We start from the raw sequence: 16,879 nt of genomic DNA, 5'->3' as shown, positions 1-16,879 counted from the left end.
GTAATATACGCAGCCCTGACCGAGCGAAGCAACGCTTCGCAAGTCAACGCTCTTTAACAATTTGACCTATGCAATCTGTGTGGGCACTCGTTGAGAATAGACAAAAAGATTTATTCGATGAACTGAGTGACCAAACGACAACTTTTACAGTTGTTCGGCACAGTCAATTCGTTTTTCTCTTCGGAGATAAACAGTAATCAGTATTCATTGAGCTGAAACTTCGGTTTCGAAAAAACTTTAATTGAAGAGTTTGATCATGGCTCAGATTGAACGCTGGCGGCAGGCCTAACACATGCAAGTCGAGCGGAAACGGCAGTATTGAAGCTTCGGTGGATTTACTGGACGTCGAGCGGCGGACGGGTGAGTAACGGCTGGGAACCTGCCCTGACGAGGGGGATAACCGTTGGAAACGACGGCTAATACCGCATAATGTCTACGGACCAAAGGTGGCCTCTACATGTAAGCTATCGCGTCGGGATGGGCCCAGTTAGGATTAGCTAGTTGGTAAGGTAACGGCTTACCAAGGCGACGATCCTTAGCTGGTTTGAGAGGATGATCAGCCACACTGGGACTGAGACACGGCCCAGACTCCTACGGGAGGCAGCAGTGGGGAATATTGCACAATGGGGGAGACCCTGATGCAGCCATGCCGCGTGTGTGAAGAAGGCCTTCGGGTTGTAAAGCACTTTCAGCAGTGAGGAAGGTAGTGTACTTAATACGTGCATTGCTTGACGTTAGCTGCAGAAGAAGCACCGGCTAACTCCGTGCCAGCAGCCGCGGTAATACGGAGGGTGCGAGCGTTAATCGGAATTACTGGGCGTAAAGCGCATGCAGGCGGTTTGTTAAGTCAGATGTGAAAGCCCGGGGCTCAACCTCGGAACCGCATTTGAAACTGGCAGGCTAGAGTCTTGTAGAGGGGGGTAGAATTTCAGGTGTAGCGGTGAAATGCGTAGAGATCTGAAGGAATACCAGTGGCGAAGGCGGCCCCCTGGACAAAGACTGACGCTCAGATGCGAAAGCGTGGGTAGCAAACAGGATTAGATACCCTGGTAGTCCACGCCGTAAACGATGTCTACTTGGAGGCTGAGGTTTAAGACTTTGGCTTTCGGAGCTAACGCATTAAGTAGACCGCCTGGGGAGTACGGCCGCAAGGTTAAAACTCAAATGAATTGACGGGGGCCCGCACAAGCGGTGGAGCATGTGGTTTAATTCGATGCAACGCGAAGAACCTTACCTACTCTTGACATCCAGCGAATCCTTTAGAGATAGAGGAGTGCCTTCGGGAGCGCTGAGACAGGTGCTGCATGGCTGTCGTCAGCTCGTGTTGTGAAATGTTGGGTTAAGTCCCGCAACGAGCGCAACCCTTATCCTTGTTTGCCAGCACATAATGGTGGGAACTCCAGGGAGACTGCCGGTGATAAACCGGAGGAAGGTGGGGACGACGTCAAGTCATCATGGCCCTTACGAGTAGGGCTACACACGTGCTACAATGGCAGATACAGAGGGCAGCGAGACAGCGATGTTAAGCGAATCCCTTAAAGTTTGTCGTAGTCCGGATTGGAGTCTGCAACTCGACTCCATGAAGTCGGAATCGCTAGTAATCGCAGATCAGAATGCTGCGGTGAATACGTTCCCGGGCCTTGTACACACCGCCCGTCACACCATGGGAGTGGGCTGCACCAGAAGTAGATAGCTTAACCTTCGGGAGGGCGTTTACCACGGTGTGGTTCATGACTGGGGTGAAGTCGTAACAAGGTAGCCCTAGGGGAACCTGGGGCTGGATCACCTCCTTACTGACGCTATTCTTGCGAGTGTTCACACAGATTGTATAGGTTGAAGTATTAAAGAGGATATGTTCCCAAACATATCGATGCGTCCCATTCGTCTAGAGGCCTAGGACACCGCCCTTTCACGGCGGTAACAGGGGTTCGACTCCCCTATGGGACGCCACTTGGGTTGTTAGCTCAGTTGGTAGAGCAGTTGACTTTTAATCAATTGGTCACAGGTTCGAATCCTGTACAACCCACCACTATATTGTGGGCGATTAGCTCAGTTGGGAGAGCACCTCCCTTACAAGGAGGGGGTCACTGGTTCGAGCCCGGTATCGCCCACCACGCTTTAAAGGTTTTTGCTTAAGAATCTTTAGAACGTGGTTTATTTAGCAATAAACGACATGCTCTTTAACAATCTGGAAAGCTGACAAGTCATTCTTCAAGAATGACAGTAAAGTTCTCAATCAGTGACAGAAATGTCACTCACACAATCAAGTGTGCTTGGGCTTTGTCTTAGTGATAAGCAAAGTCTCTATTTTGAGTCCGGCAAAAACAAAATCTTAATTAGTTGATGATTCAACACTCAGTGGTTTTGCGACGCAGATTTCTTTTTTAGACAATCTCGCCGTAAATAAAACCTCTTGGGGTTGTATGGTTAAGTGACTAAGCGTAGACGGTGGATGCCTTGGCAGTCAGAGGCGATGAAGGACGTATTAACTTGCGATAAGCCCAGATAAGGCAGTAAAAGCCATTTGAGTCTGGGATTTCCGAATGGGGAAACCCACCTGCATAAGCAGGTATCTTAGCGTGAATACATAGCGCTAAGAGGCGAACTCGGGGAACTGAAACATCTAAGTACCCGAAGGAAAAGAAATCAATTGAGATTCCGGCAGTAGCGGCGAGCGAACCCGGAGCAGCCCTTAAGCGGCTTAGGCGTTAGGTGAACAGGTTGGAAAACCTGGCAATAAAGGGTGATAGCCCCGTAACCGACAACGCTTTAGTCGTGAAAACGAGTAGGACGGGACACGTGATATCTTGTCTGAACATGGGGGGACCATCCTCCAAGGCTAAATACTCCTGACTGACCGATAGTGAACCAGTACCGTGAGGGAAAGGCGAAAAGAACCCCTGTGAGGGGAGTGAAATAGAACCTGAAACCGTCTACGTACAAGCAGTGGGAGCCTCCTTTGTGGGGTGACCGCGTACCTTTTGTATAATGGGTCAGCGACTTAATGTTAGTAGCAAGGTTAACCGCATAGGGGAGCCGTAGGGAAACCGAGTCTTAACTGGGCGTGTAGTTGCTAGCATTAGACCCGAAACCGAGTGATCTAGCCATGGGCAGGTTGAAGGTTGAGTAACATCAACTGGAGGACCGAACTCACTAACGTTGAAAAGTTAGGAGATGACCTGTGGCTAGGGGTGAAAGGCCAATCAAACTCGGAGATAGCTGGTTCTCCCCGAAAGCTATTTAGGTAGCGCCTCGGACGAATACTACTGGGGGTAGAGCACTGTTAAGGCTAGGGGGTCATCCCGACTTACCAACCCTTTGCAAACTCCGAATACCAGTAAGTACTATCCGGGAGACACACGGCGGGTGCTAACGTCCGTCGTGGAGAGGGAAACAACCCAGACCGCCAGCTAAGGTCCCAAAGTTATCGCTAAGTGGGAAACGATGTGGGAAGGCTCAGACAGCCAGGATGTTGGCTTAGAAGCAGCCATCATTTAAAGAAAGCGTAATAGCTCACTGGTCGAGTCGGCCTGCGCGGAAGATGTAACGGGGCTAAGCGATACACCGAAGCTGCGGCAATGTCCTTATGGGTATTGGGTAGGGGAGCGTTGTGTAAGCTGTTGAAGGTGTGCTGAGAGGCATGCTGGAGGTATCACAAGTGCGAATGCTGACATGAGTAACGATAAAGGGGGTGAAAAACCTCCTCGCCGGAAGACCAAGGGTTCCTGTCCAACGTTAATCGGGGCAGGGTAAGTCGGCCCCTAAGGCGAGGCCGAAAGGCGTAGTCGATGGGAAACGGGTTAATATTCCCGTACTGCTGCTTACTGCGATGGGGGGACGGAGAAGGCTAGGTGGGCCTGGCGATGGTAGTCCAGGTTCAAGTGCGTAGGCTGATTTCTTAGGCAAATCCGGGAAATCAAGGCCGAGACACGATGTCGAGCCACCAAGGTGGTGAAGTCATTGATGCCATGCTTCCGGGAAAAGCCTCTAAGCTTCAGGTAAGTAGCAACCGTACTCCAAACCGACACAGGTGGTCGGGTAGAGAATACCAAGGCGCTTGAGAGAACTCGGGTGAAGGAACTAGGCAAAATGGTACCGTAACTTCGGGAGAAGGTACGCTGCCCGCGGTGAAGTCCCTTGCGGATGGAGCTATGGGCAGTCGCAGATACCAGGTGGCTGCAACTGTTTATTAAAAACACAGCACTGTGCAAAATCGAAAGATGACGTATACGGTGTGACGCCTGCCCGGTGCCGGAAGGTTAATTGATGTGGTTATCGCAAGAGAAGCCATTGATCGAAGCCCCGGTAAACGGCGGCCGTAACTATAACGGTCCTAAGGTAGCGAAATTCCTTGTCGGGTAAGTTCCGACCTGCACGAATGGCGTAATGATGGCCACGCTGTCTCCACCCGAGACTCAGTGAAATTGAAATCGCAGTGAAGATGCTGTGTACCCGCGGCTAGACGGAAAGACCCCGTGAACCTTTACTACAGCTTGGCACTGAACATTGAGCCTACATGTGTAGGATAGGTGGGAGGCTTTGAAGCGGCGACGCCAGTTGCTGTGGAGCCATCCTTGAAATACCACCCTTGTATGTTTGATGTTCTAACTTAGCCCCGTTATCCGGGGTGAGGACAGTGCCTGGTGGGTAGTTTGACTGGGGCGGTCTCCTCCCAAAGCGTAACGGAGGAGCACGAAGGTGGGCTAATCACGGTCGGACATCGTGAGGTTAGTGCAATGGCATAAGCCCGCTTAACTGCGAGAGTGACGGCTCGAGCAGGTACGAAAGTAGGTCATAGTGATCCGGTGGTTCTGAATGGAAGGGCCATCGCTCAACGGATAAAAGGTACTCCGGGGATAACAGGCTGATACCGCCCAAGAGTTCATATCGACGGCGGTGTTTGGCACCTCGATGTCGGCTCATCACATCCTGGGGCTGAAGTCGGTCCCAAGGGTATGGCTGTTCGCCATTTAAAGTGGTACGCGAGCTGGGTTTAGAACGTCGTGAGACAGTTCGGTCCCTATCTGCCGTGGGCGTTGGATGATTGAGGGGAGCTGCTCCTAGTACGAGAGGACCGGAGTGGACGAACCGCTGGTGTTCGGGTTGTGTCGCCAGACGCATTGCCCGGTAGCTAAGTTCGGCACAGATAAGCGCTGAAAGCATCTAAGCGCGAAGCTGGCCCCGAGATGAGTCATCCCTAGAGCTTCGAGCTCTCTAAAGGGTTGTCGTAGACTACGACGTTGATAGGCAGGGTGTGTAAGCGCTGTGAGGCGTTGAGCTAACCTGTACTAATTGCCCGTGAGGCTTAACCATACAACACCCAAGAGGTTTTGGGTTGGACTTAAAATAAAGCCAGTTGATTGTGGCGAGAACAAACAGCTTTCTAGATTACCGAATTTGCTTGGCGACCATAGCGCTTTGGACCCACCTGACTCCATGCCGAACTCAGTAGTGAAACGAAGCAGCGCCGATGGTAGTGTGGGGTCTCCCCATGTGAGAGTAGGACATCGCCAGGCTTTGATTGCTTATCTTATTAATAGCTCGATGCTGTTGATATCTGCGATGCTCATGTACTGACGTACACTGCGCGTCTCGATTCAACATCCTCATCGCATCAAATAAGATAATCTAATTAAAGCAGCGACATGTAAGACTTTGATTAGCAGAAATACCAAGCCCTGACCTGATGGTCGGGGCTTTTTTTTATCTTTAGGGTGTATCAGCCCTGCGCGTCTCGCTTCAAAAATCCCATCACACAGACACAATTTAAGCATCAAAGCAGATATGCGTAAGACTTTGATGAGAAAACACCAAGCCCTGACCTGATGGTCGGGGCTTTTTTGTATCTTGAGGGTGTATCAGCCCTGCGCGCCTTGCTGCAAAATTCCCGTCACACAGACATAACTCAATCATCAAAGCAGATGACCATAAGACGTTAAGCTCAACCTCTACGCTCTGAACTGACAGTCGGTGCCAATTCTTATCGCAGTAATCTTGCGTAAGACTGGTACGGGGGACGCGATGCGTTGGGCGTTGTGGCATCTACATATAGATACGCTGAGGTGTGGGCGGCAGCCATTATTTTTATCCGTATCCGGCAGGCACAAAAAAGCCCCCAATTTTGGAGGCTTTAGCCTGAGTGCTTCGCTCTCTTTTAGCGTGGGTTTTTCTCAATGAGTTCACGCGTCCTCTGGGCTGGCTCTTCAAGTCCCAGCTTTTCGTAGGCTTTTAACATTAACGGTAGAGAAGCGCGCGCGGCCTCTGTATCTGGAAAGTCTCGCTGTATAGCTTGACAACGATTCACGGCGGCAACCCAAGCTTCGCGACGAATATAGAAATCCGCAGTGGCCAATTCATAGTTAGCTAAGCGGTTTTTCAGTGCCACCATCCGTGCTCTCGCGTCTGCAGCATATTCACTATTAGGGTAGCGTTCGAGTAAGCGACGAAAATCGGCAAAGGCCTTTCTGGCAGGTTCTGGATCGCGATCGTTACGCTCCATACGGAGAATATCGTGGATCAGGCTGCGATCTTGCGCCATGTGAACCAAACCACGCATATAGACTACCCAATCGCTTTCTGGGTGAGCTGGATGCATACGGATAAAACGATCTATGGTGGCTTCTGCGAGCGCGAGATCGTCGTTTTTGTAATAGGCGTAGATCAGATCAAGCTGGACTTGATCGGAGTATGCGCCAAACGGATAGCGTGAATCTAGCGCTTCGAGTTTTTCGATCGCAGTGATCCAAGCGCCTTTGTTTAACTGCGCCTCTGCATCTTGATACAGCTTAGATGGCGGATCATCTTGAACGACTTGGTTGTTACTTGAACAGCCCGCGAGTATTGAGGTGGCTAACAGCGCAGTAAGCGTAAGGCGTTTCATGGGTTATCGCACTTCCTTGAAAAGTTTTTATGCCATCTGGATTACGGTCGCAGCGGCAAACAGATACAATGTCATTATTCCGGCTATTTTATCCAGTGACAGGCGACTATAGCAAAAGGCGAGAGCGGGCGATACGCCACACGCCGCCATAACGACTGTCGCGAGGGATTAGTCATAGAAATCACAGAAAAGTTCGATATGGCACAACAGATAGAATTATCTCACCACATTCAAGACCACCAACTGGGCCAGCGACTCGACCAAGCAATTGCAGAGTTGTTCCCTGACTACTCGCGTTCTCGGATCAAAACATGGATCCAAGCAGGGCAAGTGCGCTTAGACGGGGAGGTAATGGATAAGCCTCGCCATAAAGTGATGGGGGGAGAAGCGATACAGATCCAAGCGGAAGTGGAAGATGATAATCGCTGGATCCCGCAAGACATCCCTCTAGATATTGTCTACGAAGATGATGACTTGTTGGTGATTAACAAACCTGCAGGTTTAGTCGTGCATCCGGGCGCTGGGTGCCCAGATGGCACTATCTTAAACGGATTATTGTATCTATATCCTGAGATCGGCGATGTGCCTCGCGCAGGTATCGTGCACCGGCTTGATAAAGATACGACAGGGTTGATGGTTGTCGCTAAAACCATCCCAGCGCAAACGCGATTAGTGCGTGCCTTGCAAAAGCGTAAAATTACTCGCGAATATGAGGCGATTGCGATCGGGAATATGACCGGAGGCGGATTGGTGGATAAGCCCATTGGTCGTCACTCCACCAAGCGCACCCATATGGCGGTACACGAGTTAGGCAAGCCCGCGATCACCCACTATCGGGTTGCGGAGCATTTTCGAGGTCATACGCGGCTAAGGCTGCGATTAGAAACCGGACGCACTCACCAAATTCGTGTCCATATGGCCTATTTGAACCATCCTTTGGTAGGCGATCCTTTATATGGAGGAAAGGCTAAGCCACCGCGTCAGGCGGACGATGTGTTGGTTCAAGGTTTGCGTCAGTTCAAACGACAAGCTTTGCATGCAGCGATGCTACGCTTAGATCATCCGGTGACGGGCGAGCAAATGGAATGGCATGCCCCGGTTCCTGAGGATATGGTCGCGTTGACCGAGCTACTCAGAGATGACCAAGCGAAATACGGTGAAGAGGACTATTAATGGAATGTATCCAGCCTGACTGGCCTGCGCCGCGTCATGTAAAGGCACTGACCACCACTCGCCTCGGTGGGACGAGTCAGGGCGTCTTTTCGGGCTGGAACCTTGGCCTACATGTGGGGGATGACGCCGAAGTTGTCTCGCAAAATAGGGCCATTCTTCAAGCGCTGGTTGGTGGGCCTATCACCTGGCTTAATCAAGTTCATGGTACACAGGTAGTACGGCTACCGTGTGTTGAGAGCTTGCCAAACGCGGATGCGGCGGTGACGGACGTATCTGGTCAGGTGTGTACAGTGATGACCGCTGACTGTTTACCTGTCTTGATCACCGATCGGCAGGGATCACAAGTTGCGGCTGTACATGCGGGTTGGCGAGGGCTACTCGATGGAGTCATAGAGACAACCGTCGCCACGTTTACGGACTCGACCCAATGTATGGCTTGGCTGGGGCCGGCAATCGGTCCCATGCGTTTTGAGGTCGGACAGGAGGTTTATGACGCTTTTACGCGCGACTGCCCGGCGGCTCGCTCAGCTTTCGTTCGTCAACCGCATCAGAAGTATCTTGCCGACTTGTATCTGCTGGCTAAACAGCGCCTTGCCAAAATGGGCGTCACGGACGTGTATGGTGGCGACCATTGTACTTACCGGCAACGAGATCAGTTCTATTCTTACCGACGTGATGGGCAAACAGGCCGTATGGCCAGTTGTATTTGGCTGACAAAATAAAGTCAGTGGCGATGGTTGAAAACCTCACTGATGGTGCCCATTTATTCATCAAGCTAAGGTGTTAAGTGGGAGGAGCTATGCGCCTTGATCGTTTTACCAGTAAATTTCAAATCGCCATTTCTGATGCACAGTCACTGGCATTAGGACGTGATCATCAATATATCGAACCCGTTCACTTGATGAGCGCATTGCTCAATCAAGATAGTAGTGCGATTCGCCCTTTACTCACCATGATGAACGTAGATGTGAGCCAACTGCGTTCTAGCCTTTCTGAATTACTTGATCGCTTACCGAAAGTGACAGGGACGGGCGGCGAAGTTCAGCTTAAAGACAAGTACATCTCGTCTGAGTTATTTGTGTTAGCCGCGGTGGAAGATAAAGGACCATTAGGTGAGTTGTTGCGCAGCCATGGCTTAACCAGTCAAAAAGTGGAAGAGGCGATTGAGAAAGTCCGCGGTGGGCAACAAGTGGATGACCCTAATGCGGAAGAAAATCGACAAGCGCTTGAAAAATTCACCATCGATCTTACTGAGCGAGCGGAGCAGGGCAAACTGGATCCTGTGATTGGTCGCGATGATGAAATTCGTCGTACCGTGCAAGTGTTGCAGCGGCGCACCAAAAACAATCCCGTGTTAATCGGTGAACCCGGTGTCGGTAAAACCGCCATTGTGGAAGGCTTAGCTCAGCGTATCGTCAACGGTGAGGTTCCTGAAGGGCTACGCAAAAAACGCGTTCTCTCGCTAGACATGGGTTCGTTGGTGGCCGGTGCGAAATACCGTGGTGAATTCGAAGAACGTTTAAAAGCGGTGCTGAATGAACTTGCGAAAGAAGAAGGCAATGTCATTCTATTCATTGATGAATTACACACCATGGTCGGTGCAGGCAAAGCCGAAGGAGCGATGGATGCGGGCAACATGTTGAAGCCGGCGTTGGCTCGCGGGGAGCTCCACTGTGTTGGCGCAACCACACTTGATGAGTATCGCCAGTATGTAGAAAAAGATGCTGCGCTCGAGCGCCGTTTCCAAAAAGTGTTGATCAACGAGCCTACAGTGGAAGACACGGTGGCGATTTTACGCGGACTCAAAGAGCGTTATGAGCTGCACCATGCCGTTGAAATTACCGACCCAGCGATTGTTGCGGCTGCAAGTTTATCGCACCGTTATATTGCTGATCGGCAACTGCCCGACAAAGCCATTGACTTGATTGATGAAGCTGCGTCGAGCATTCGTATGCAAATCGACTCTAAGCCCGAATCGCTCGACCGCTTAGAGCGCCGCATTGTGCAACTTAAAATTGAGCAGCAAGCGTTAGAGAAAGAAGAAGATACTGCCAGCCGCAAGCGTCTTGATAGTCTGAAAGAGGAGCTTGATACCAAAGAGCGCGAGTACGCTGAATTGGAAGAAGTCTGGAATACAGAAAAAGCGGCAGTATCGGGGACACAACACATCAAGGCGGCGCTCGAGCAGGCGCGTACAGATATGGAGATTGCCCGTCGTGCTGGCGACTTGAGCCGCATGTCGGAACTGCAATACGGCAAAATTCCTGAGCTCGAAAAACAGTTGGATCTTGCTAGCCAAGCCGAAATGCAAGAAATGACCTTGCTGAAAAACCGCGTGACCGATAGCGAGATCGCGGATGTTATCTCGCGCCAAACCGGCATTCCGGTTGCGCGCATGCTAGAAAGCGAGAAAGAAAAACTGCTCAATATGGAAGCAGCACTGCATGAGCATGTTATCGGGCAAGATGAAGCGGTAAGTGCGGTTGCGAATGCTATTCGTCGTAGTCGTGCCGGTTTGGCAGATCCAAATCGCCCGATTGGCTCCTTCCTTTTTCTTGGGCCAACAGGGGTGGGTAAAACCGAACTATGTAAGTCGCTTGCCGAGTTCATGTTCGATAGTCGTGATGCCATGGTACGGATTGATATGTCCGAGTTTATGGAGAAGCACTCAGTGGCTCGCCTTGTTGGGGCACCTCCGGGTTATGTCGGCTATGAAGAAGGCGGCTATCTCACCGAAGCGGTGCGGCGGCGACCTTATTCCGTTATTTTGCTCGATGAAGTGGAAAAGGCTCACCCAGATGTATTCAACATCTTGCTGCAAGTGTTGGATGATGGGCGTCTTACCGATGGCCAAGGTCGGACAGTCGACTTCCGTAACGCGGTCGTGATCATGACATCTAACCTAGGCTCTGATCGTATTCAAGAGCACTTCGGTGAACTTGACTACGCAGGTATGAAACAGACGGTGATGGATGTCGTTGCACATCACTTCCGTCCTGAATTCATTAACCGTATCGATGAAGCGGTGGTTTTCCATCCCTTAGCGGAAGACCATATTAAGAATATTGCTAGATTGCAGATGCAAGAAGTTGCACGTCGTATGGCGGAACGAGACTTTACCCTTGAAGTGACAGAAGCGGCGTTAGCCATGGTCGCGAAAGGAGGCTTTGATCCAGTCTATGGCGCGCGACCACTCAAACGGGCAATTCAGCAATCGATAGAGAACCCACTTGCTCAGCAAATACTGAGTGGCGATCTCCTGCCTGGACGCCCTGTTGTTCTCGATGTCGAGAATGAACAAATTATTGCTAAACAAAGCTAATCGAACCAAATCGCAAAAAAGCCACCGTTTTAGGTGGCTTTTTTATGGCTATACCGCCTAAATTGGCGAGAAAACTTGCGAATTGTTGGGTTTTTGTTCGGTCGGTATTTTTTCTTTAAAAACCCCTTGCGTCACAAAAATACCTCTCTATAATGCGCTCCTCGTTGGCACGGCAAACCGCGCTAACAAACGGCAGCAAAGCCAAGTAAACAAAAAGCTTGACTCACTGCCTCGGTGGCGTAAAATGCCACTCCCGCTCAAGATTGAGCGACGCTCTTTAACAATTTGACCTATGCAATCTGTGTGGGCACTCGTTGAGAATAGACAAAAAGATTTATTCGATGAACTGAGTGACCAAACGATAACTTTTAGTTATTCGGCACAGTCAATTCGTTTTTCTCTTCGGAGATAAACAGTAATCAGTATTCATTGAGCTGAAACTTCGGTTTCGAAAAAACTTTAATTGAAGAGTTTGATCATGGCTCAGATTGAACGCTGGCGGCAGGCCTAACACATGCAAGTCGAGCGGAAACGGCAGTATTGAAGCTTCGGTGGATTTACTGGACGTCGAGCGGCGGACGGGTGAGTAACGGCTGGGAACCTGCCCTGACGAGGGGGATAACCGTTGGAAACGACGGCTAATACCGCATAATGTCTACGGACCAAAGGTGGCCTCTACATGTAAGCTATCGCGTCGGGATGGGCCCAGTTAGGATTAGCTAGTTGGTAAGGTAATGGCTTACCAAGGCGACGATCCTTAGCTGGTTTGAGAGGATGATCAGCCACACTGGGACTGAGACACGGCCCAGACTCCTACGGGAGGCAGCAGTGGGGAATATTGCACAATGGGGGAGACCCTGATGCAGCCATGCCGCGTGTGTGAAGAAGGCCTTCGGGTTGTAAAGCACTTTCAGCAGTGAGGAAGGTAGTGTACTTAATACGTGCATTGCTTGACGTTAGCTGCAGAAGAAGCACCGGCTAACTCCGTGCCAGCAGCCGCGGTAATACGGAGGGTGCGAGCGTTAATCGGAATTACTGGGCGTAAAGCGCATGCAGGCGGTTTGTTAAGTCAGATGTGAAAGCCCGGGGCTCAACCTCGGAACCGCATTTGAAACTGGCAGGCTAGAGTCTTGTAGAGGGGGGTAGAATTTCAGGTGTAGCGGTGAAATGCGTAGAGATCTGAAGGAATACCAGTGGCGAAGGCGGCCCCCTGGACAAAGACTGACGCTCAGATGCGAAAGCGTGGGTAGCAAACAGGATTAGATACCCTGGTAGTCCACGCCGTAAACGATGTCTACTTGGAGGTTGAGGTTTAAGACTTTGGCTTTCGGAGCTAACGCATTAAGTAGACCGCCTGGGGAGTACGGCCGCAAGGTTAAAACTCAAATGAATTGACGGGGGCCCGCACAAGCGGTGGAGCATGTGGTTTAATTCGATGCAACGCGAAGAACCTTACCTACTCTTGACATCCAGCGAATCCTTTAGAGATAGAGGAGTGCCTTCGGGAGCGCTGAGACAGGTGCTGCATGGCTGTCGTCAGCTCGTGTTGTGAAATGTTGGGTTAAGTCCCGCAACGAGCGCAACCCTTATCCTTGTTTGCCAGCACGTAAAGGTGGGAACTCCAGGGAGACTGCCGGTGATAAACCGGAGGAAGGTGGGGACGACGTCAAGTCATCATGGCCCTTACGAGTAGGGCTACACACGTGCTACAATGGCAGATACAGAGGGCAGCGAGACAGCGATGTTAAGCGAATCCCTTAAAGTTTGTCGTAGTCCGGATTGGAGTCTGCAACTCGACTCCATGAAGTCGGAATCGCTAGTAATCGCAGATCAGAATGCTGCGGTGAATACGTTCCCGGGCCTTGTACACACCGCCCGTCACACCATGGGAGTGGGCTGCACCAGAAGTAGATAGCTTAACCTTCGGGAGGGCGTTTACCACGGTGTGGTTCATGACTGGGGTGAAGTCGTAACAAGGTAGCCCTAGGGGAACCTGGGGCTGGATCACCTCCTTACTGACGCTATTCTTGCGAGTGTTCACACAGATTGCACGGTCAAAATTAAAGAGAGCATCATTGCTTATGATGGGTCTGTAGCTCAGGTGGTTAGAGCGCACCCCTGATAAGGGTGAGGTCGGTGGTTCAAGTCCACTCAGACCCACCAACACATCCCCAAATGTGTTGGTCAAAGCAATATCAATGTGGGGCTATAGCTCAGCTGGGAGAGCGCCTGCTTTGCACGCAGGAGGTCAGCAGTTCGATCCTGCTTAGCTCCACCACTCTTTAAAGGTTTTTCCTTAAGAATCTTTAAAAAGTGGCTTGCCTGATGGCAAACCCATGCTCTTTAACAATCTGGAAAGCTGACAAGTCATTCTTTAAAGAATGACAGTAAAGTTCTCAATCAGTGACAGAAATGTCACTCACACAATCAAGTGTGCTTGGGCTTTGTCTTAGTGATAAGCAAAGTCTCTATTTTGAGTCCGGCAAAAACAAAATCTTAATTAGTTGATGATTCAACACTCAGTGGTTTTGCGACGCAGATTTCTTTTTTAGACAATCTCGCCGTAAATAAAACCTCTTGGGGTTGTATGGTTAAGTGACTAAGCGTAGACGGTGGATGCCTTGGCAGTCAGAGGCGATGAAGGACGTATTAACTTGCGATAAGCCCAGATAAGGCAGTAAAAGCCATTTGAGTCTGGGATTTCCGAATGGGGAAACCCACCTGCATAAGCAGGTATCTTAGCGTGAATACATAGCGCTAAGAGGCGAACTCGGGGAACTGAAACATCTAAGTACCCGAAGGAAAAGAAATCAATTGAGATTCCGGCAGTAGCGGCGAGCGAACCCGGAGCAGCCCTTAAGCGGCTTAGGCGTTAGGTGAACAGGTTGGAAAACCTGGCAATAAAGGGTGATAGCCCCGTAACCGACAACGCTTTAGTCGTGAAAACGAGTAGGACGGGACACGTGATATCTTGTCTGAACATGGGGGGACCATCCTCCAAGGCTAAATACTCCTGACTGACCGATAGTGAACCAGTACCGTGAGGGAAAGGCGAAAAGAACCCCTGTGAGGGGAGTGAAATAGAACCTGAAACCGTCTACGTACAAGCAGTGGGAGCCTCCTTTGTGGGGTGACCGCGTACCTTTTGTATAATGGGTCAGCGACTTAATGTTAGTAGCAAGGTTAACCGCATAGGGGAGCCGTAGGGAAACCGAGTCTTAACTGGGCGTGTAGTTGCTAGCATTAGACCCGAAACCGAGTGATCTAGCCATGGGCAGGTTGAAGGTTGAGTAACATCAACTGGAGGACCGAACTCACTAACGTTGAAAAGTTAGGAGATGACCTGTGGCTAGGGGTGAAAGGCCAATCAAACTCGGAGATAGCTGGTTCTCCCCGAAAGCTATTTAGGTAGCGCCTCGGACGAATACTACTGGGGGTAGAGCACTGTTAAGGCTAGGGGGTCATCCCGACTTACCAACCCTTTGCAAACTCCGAATACCAGTAAGTACTATCCGGGAGACACACGGCGGGTGCTAACGTCCGTCGTGGAGAGGGAAACAACCCAGACCGCCAGCTAAGGTCCCAAAGTTATCGCTAAGTGGGAAACGATGTGGGAAGGCTCAGACAGCCAGGATGTTGGCTTAGAAGCAGCCATCATTTAAAGAAAGCGTAATAGCTCACTGGTCGAGTCGGCCTGCGCGGAAGATGTAACGGGGCTAAGCGATACACCGAAGCTGCGGCAATGTCCTTATGGGTATTGGGTAGGGGAGCGTTGTGTAAGCTGTTGAAGGTGTGCTGAGAGGCATGCTGGAGGTATCACAAGTGCGAATGCTGACATGAGTAACGATAAAGGGGGTGAAAAACCTCCTCGCCGGAAGACCAAGGGTTCCTGTCCAACGTTAATCGGGGCAGGGTAAGTCGGCCCCTAAGGCGAGGCCGAAAGGCGTAGTCGATGGGAAACGGGTTAATATTCCCGTACTGCTGCTTACTGCGATGGGGGGACGGAGAAGGCTAGGTGGGCCTGGCGATGGTAGTCCAGGTTCAAGTGCGTAGGCTGATTTCTTAGGCAAATCCGGGAAATCAAGGCCGAGACACGATGTCGAGCCACCAAGGTGGTGAAGTCATTGATGCCATGCTTCCGGGAAAAGCCTCTAAGCTTCAGGTAAGTAGCAACCGTACTCCAAACCGACACAGGTGGTCGGGTAGAGAATACCAAGGCGCTTGAGAGAACTCGGGTGAAGGAACTAGGCAAAATGGTACCGTAACTTCGGGAGAAGGTACGCTGCCCGCGGTGAAGTCCCTTGCGGATGGAGCTATGGGCAGTCGCAGATACCAGGTGGCTGCAACTGTTTATTAAAAACACAGCACTGTGCAAAATCGAAAGATGACGTATACGGTGTGACGCCTGCCCGGTGCCGGAAGGTTAATTGATGTGGTTATCGCAAGAGAAGCCATTGATCGAAGCCCCGGTAAACGGCGGCCGTAACTATAACGGTCCTAAGGTAGCGAAATTCCTTGTCGGGTAAGTTCCGACCTGCACGAATGGCGTAATGATGGCCACGCTGTCTCCACCCGAGACTCAGTGAAATTGAAATCGCAGTGAAGATGCTGTGTACCCGCGGCTAGACGGAAAGACCCCGTGAACCTTTACTACAGCTTGGCACTGAACATTGAGCCTACATGTGTAGGATAGGTGGGAGGCTTTGAAGCGGCGACGCCAGTTGCTGTGGAGCCATCCTTGAAATACCACCCTTGTATGTTTGATGTTCTAACTTAGCCCCGTTATCCGGGGTGAGGACAGTGCCTGGTGGGTAGTTTGACTGGGGCGGTCTCCTCCCAAAGCGTAACGGAGGAGCACGAAGGTGGGCTAATCACGGTCGGACATCGTGAGGTTAGTGCAATGGCATAAGCCCGCTTAACTGCGAGAGTGACGGCTCGAGCAGGTACGAAAGTAGGTCATAGTGATCCGGTGGTTCTGAATGGAAGGGCCATCGCTCAACGGATAAAAGGTACTCCGGGGATAACAGGCTGATACCGCCCAAGAGTTCATATCGACGGCGGTGTTTGGCACCTCGATGTCGGCTCATCACATCCTGGGGCTGAAGTCGGTCCCAAGGGTATGGCTGTTCGCCATTTAAAGTGGTACGCGAGCTGGGTTTAGAACGTCGTGAGACAGTTCGGTCCCTATCTGCCGTGGGCGTTGGATGATTGAGGGGAGCTGCTCCTAGTACGAGAGGACCGGAGTGGACGAACCGCTGGTGTTCGGGTTGTGTCGCCAGACGCATTGCCCGGTAGCTAAGTTCGGCACAGATAAGCGCTGAAAGCATCTAAGCGCGAAGCTGGCCCCGAGATGAGTCATCCCTAGAGCTTCGAGCTCTCTAAAGGGTTGTCGTAGACTACGACGTTGATAGGCAGGGTGTGTAAGCGCTGTGAGGCGTTGAGCTAACCTGTACTAATTGCCCGTGAGGCTTAACCATACAACACCCAAGAGGTTTTGGGTTGGA

The 16,879-nt window shown here is 51.0% G+C and carries 4 protein-coding genes, 5 tRNA genes and 5 rRNA genes; 13 read left to right on the top strand and 1 reads right to left on the bottom strand.

Annotated elements, in window-relative coordinates; all coding sequences use genetic code 11:
- The first annotated feature begins 238 nt into the window (after nt 1–238).
- The 6 genes from E8E00_RS12070 to rrf all read left to right on the top strand — a co-directional run bounded on the left by E8E00_RS12070 (nt 239) and on the right by rrf (nt 5,516).
- Nucleotides 239–1,793: ribosomal RNA gene (locus E8E00_RS12070) — 16S ribosomal RNA — on the top strand.
- Between the two features lie 81 nt (nt 1,794–1,874).
- A tRNA-Glu gene (locus E8E00_RS12065) sits at nt 1,875–1,950 on the top strand.
- 3 nt (nt 1,951–1,953) lie between these two features.
- Nucleotides 1,954–2,029 (top strand) — tRNA-Lys (locus tag E8E00_RS12060).
- Between the two features lie 9 nt (nt 2,030–2,038).
- Nucleotides 2,039–2,114, top strand: a tRNA-Val gene (locus E8E00_RS12055).
- Nucleotides 2,115–2,425: 311 nt separating this feature from the next.
- Nucleotides 2,426–5,313 (top strand): 23S ribosomal RNA (locus E8E00_RS12050).
- An 87-nt stretch (nt 5,314–5,400) separates the two neighbouring features.
- Nucleotides 5,401–5,516 (top strand): 5S ribosomal RNA (gene rrf, locus E8E00_RS12045).
- Together the 16S, 23S and 5S rRNA genes with 3 tRNA genes alongside form the textbook arrangement of a ribosomal RNA operon.
- 638 nt (nt 5,517–6,154) lie before the next feature.
- Here rrf and bamD read toward each other — a convergent pair.
- Entirely contained in the window at nt 6,155–6,880 is a 726-nt protein-coding gene (gene bamD / locus E8E00_RS12040) for an outer membrane protein assembly factor BamD (RefSeq protein ID WP_096630672.1), read from the bottom strand.
- Between the two features lie 198 nt (nt 6,881–7,078).
- Here bamD and rluD point away from each other — a divergent pair, with 198 nt between their 5' ends.
- The 7 genes from rluD to E8E00_RS12005 all read left to right on the top strand — a co-directional run bounded on the left by rluD (nt 7,079) and on the right by E8E00_RS12005 (nt 16,852).
- A complete protein-coding gene (gene rluD, locus E8E00_RS12035) occupies nt 7,079–8,053 on the top strand; it encodes a 23S rRNA pseudouridine(1911/1915/1917) synthase RluD (RefSeq protein WP_096630674.1) in 975 nt (324 codons plus the stop codon).
- Nucleotides 8,053–8,775 (top strand): peptidoglycan editing factor PgeF, encoded by a 723-nt coding sequence (gene pgeF, locus E8E00_RS12030; RefSeq protein WP_096630677.1) that lies wholly within the window; start codon nt 8,053–8,055, stop codon nt 8,773–8,775. Before rluD ends, pgeF begins: the two co-directional genes overlap by 1 nt.
- Nucleotides 8,776–8,852: 77 nt before the next feature.
- Nucleotides 8,853–11,375, top strand: a complete 2,523-nt coding sequence (clpB, locus tag E8E00_RS12025) for an ATP-dependent chaperone ClpB (RefSeq protein WP_136588388.1) — start codon at nt 8,853–8,855, stop codon at nt 11,373–11,375.
- Nucleotides 11,376–11,835: 460 nt separating this feature from the next.
- A 16S ribosomal RNA gene (locus E8E00_RS12020) occupies nt 11,836–13,390 on the top strand.
- Nucleotides 13,391–13,461: 71 nt separating this feature from the next.
- A tRNA-Ile gene (locus E8E00_RS12015) sits at nt 13,462–13,538 on the top strand.
- A gap of 39 nt (nt 13,539–13,577) precedes the next feature.
- A tRNA-Ala gene (locus E8E00_RS12010) sits at nt 13,578–13,653 on the top strand.
- Nucleotides 13,654–13,964: 311 nt separating this feature from the next.
- Nucleotides 13,965–16,852: ribosomal RNA gene (locus tag E8E00_RS12005) — 23S ribosomal RNA — on the top strand.
- Nucleotides 16,853–16,879: the final 27 nt, after the last annotated feature.

Source organism: Salinivibrio sp. YCSC6 (genome assembly GCF_004916735.1).
Classification (GTDB): Bacteria; Pseudomonadota; Gammaproteobacteria; order Enterobacterales; family Vibrionaceae; genus Salinivibrio; species Salinivibrio proteolyticus.
Note: the sequence above shows the minus strand (reverse complement) of the source record. Positions and strands in the feature narration are given on the sequence as shown.